The sequence below is a fragment of the Erwinia persicina genome, from assembly GCF_014838825.1.
GTDB classification, from domain to species: domain Bacteria; phylum Pseudomonadota; class Gammaproteobacteria; order Enterobacterales; family Enterobacteriaceae; genus Erwinia; species Erwinia persicina_A.
The window spans coordinates 1-3,097 of the sequence record NZ_JACYMO010000023.1 but is presented as its reverse complement, the minus strand read 5'-3'; the positions used below and the strand labels follow the sequence as shown (position 1 = coordinate 3,097).

The following is a 3,097-nucleotide window of genomic DNA, read 5'->3' as shown; positions in this document are numbered from 1 at the left end:
TTTGCGTCTCTCAAACGCCACGCCAGAACGCTTCTGGCGTTGTAAGGTTAAGCCTCACGGGTCATTAGTACCGGTTAGCTCAACGCATCGCTGCGCTTACACACCCGGCCTATCAACGTCGTAGTCTTCAACGTCCCTTCAGGGGTCTCAAGGACCCAGGGAGAATTCATCTCGAGGCAAGTTTCGCGCTTAGATGCTTTCAGCGCTTATCTTTTCCGCACTTAGCTACCGGGCAATGCCATTGGCATGACAACCCGAACACCAGCGGTGCGTTCACTCCGGTCCTCTCGTACTAGGAGCAACCCCTCTCAATTCTCCAGCGCCCACGGCAGATAGGGACCGAACTGTCTCACGACGTTCTAAACCCAGCTCGCGTACCACTTTAAACGGCGAACAGCCGTACCCTTGGGACCTACTTCAGCCCCAGGATGTGATGAGCCGACATCGAGGTGCCAAACACCGCCGTCGATATGAACTCTTGGGCGGTATCAGCCTGTTATCCCCGGAGTACCTTTTATCCGTTGAGCGATGGCCCTTCCATTCAGAACCACCGGATCACTATGACCTGCTTTCGCACCTGCTCGAGCCGTCACTCTCGCAGTCAAGCTAGCTTATGCCATTGCACTAACCTCACGATGTCCGACCGTGATTAGCTAACCTTCGTGCTCCTCCGTTACTCTTTAGGAGGAGACCGCCCCAGTCAAACTACCCACCAGACACTGTCCCCACGCCGGATTACGGCGCCAGGTTAGAACATCAAACGTTAAAGGGTGGTATTTCAAGGTTGGCTCCACGCAGACTGGCGTCCACGCTTCAAAGCCTCCCACCTATCCTACACATCAAGGCTCAATGTTCAGTGTCAAGCTGTAGTAAAGGTTCACGGGGTCTTTCCGTCTTGCCGCGGGTACACTGCATCTTCACAGCGAGTTCAATTTCACTGAGTCTCGGGTGGAGACAGCCTGGCCATCATTACGCCATTCGTGCAGGTCGGAACTTACCCGACAAGGAATTTCGCTACCTTAGGACCGTTATAGTTACGGCCGCCGTTTACCGGGGCTTCGATCAAGAGCTTCTCCTTGCGGATAACCCCATCAATTAACCTTCCGGCACCGGGCAGGCGTCACACCGTATACGTCCACTTTCGTGTTTGCACAGTGCTGTGTTTTTAATAAACAGTTGCAGCCAGCTGGTATCTTCGACTGCCTTCGGCTCCAGGAGCAAGTCCTTTCACCTACCGACAGCGTGCCTTCTCCCGAAGTTACGGCACCATTTTGCCTAGTTCCTTCACCCGAGTTCTCTCAAGCGCCTTGGTATTCTCTACCTGACCACCTGTGTCGGTTTGGGGTACGATTCGATGTTACCTGATGCTTAGAGGCTTTTCCTGGAAGCAGGGCATTTGTTACTTCAGCACCGTAGTGCCTCGTCATCACGCCTCAGCCTTAAAGAGTTCCGGATTTGCCTGGAACTCAAGCCTACACGCTTAAACCGGGACAACCGTCGCCCGGCTAACATAGCCTTCTCCGTCCCCCCTTCGCAGTAACACCGAGTACAGGAATATTAACCTGTTTCCCATCGACTACGCCTTTCGGCCTCGCCTTAGGGGTCGACTCACCCTGCCCCGATTAACGTTGGACAGGAACCCTTGGTCTTCCGGCGAGCGGGCTTTTCACCCGCTTTATCGTTACTTATGTCAGCATTCGCACTTCTGATACCTCCAGCAGACCTCACAGTCCACCTTCGACGGCTTACAGAACGCTCCCCTACCCAACAACACTTGCGTGTCGCTGCCGCAGCTTCGGTGCATGGTTTAGCCCCGTTACATCTTCCGCGCAGGCCGACTCGACCAGTGAGCTATTACGCTTTCTTTAAATGATGGCTGCTTCTAAGCCAACATCCTGGCTGTCTGTGCCTTCCCACATCGTTTCCCACTTAACCATGACTTTGGGACCTTAGCTGGCGGTCTGGGTTGTTTCCCTCTTCACGACGGACGTTAGCACCCGCCGTGTGTCTCCCGTGATAACATTCTTCGGTATTCGCAGTTTGCATCGGGTTGGTAAGCCGGGATGGCCCCCTAGCCGAAACAGTGCTCTACCCCCGAAGATGAGTTCACGAGGCGCTACCTAAATAGCTTTCGGGGAGAACCAGCTATCTCCCGGTTTGATTGGCCTTTCACCCCCAGCCACAAGTCATCCGCTAATTTTTCAACATTAGTCGGTTCGGTCCTCCAGTTAGTGTTACCCAACCTTCAACCTGCCCATGGCTAGATCACCGGGTTTCGGGTCTATACCCTGCAACTTAACGCCCAGTTAAGACTCGGTTTCCCTGCGGCTCCCCTATACGGTTAACCTTGCTACAGAATATAAGTCGCTGACCCATTATACAAAAGGTACGCAGTCACCTAACAAGTAGGCTCCCACTGCTTGTACGTACACGGTTTCAGGTTCTGTTTCACTCCCCTCGCCGGGGTTCTTTTCGCCTTTCCCTCACGGTACTGGTTCACTATCGGTCAGTCAGGAGTATTTAGCCTTGGAGGATGGTCCCCCCATATTCAGACAGGATGTCACGTGTCCCGCCCTACTCATCGAACTCACAGCAAGTGCATTTTTGTGTACGGGAGTATCACCCTGTACCCTGCGACTTTCCAGACGCTTCCACTAATGCACAAACTGATTCAGGTTCTGGGCTGTTCCCCGTTCGCTCGCCGCTACTGGGGGAATCTCGGTTGATTTCTTTTCCTCGGGGTACTTAGATGTTTCAGTTCCCCCGGTTCGCCTCATGCCACTATGTATTCATGACATGATAGTGTGACGTATCACACTGGGTTTCCCCATTCGGGTATCGTCGGTTATTGCGGTTCATATCACCTTACCGACGCTTATCGCAGATTAGCACGCCCTTCATCGCCTCTGACTGCCTAGGCATCCACCGTGTACGCTTAGTCGCTTAACCTCACAACCCACAAGCGTCCCGAAGGAGCACGTGTTGTCGTTGCGAGCATTTGAGAGACTCGAACATATCGTAGATTTCATTCTTATTACGGAGAATGAAAACGACATGTCGTTTCAATTTTCAGCTTGTTCCGGATTGTTAAAGAGCA

1 rRNA gene is annotated in these 3,097 nt (G+C 53.0%); it reads right to left on the bottom strand.

Going from position 1 to position 3,097, the window contains the following annotated elements:
* Nucleotides 1–43: 43 nt before the first annotated feature.
* Nucleotides 44–2,949: ribosomal RNA gene (locus tag IFU29_RS22070) — 23S ribosomal RNA — on the bottom strand.
* Between the last annotated feature and the right edge of the window lie 148 nt (nt 2,950–3,097).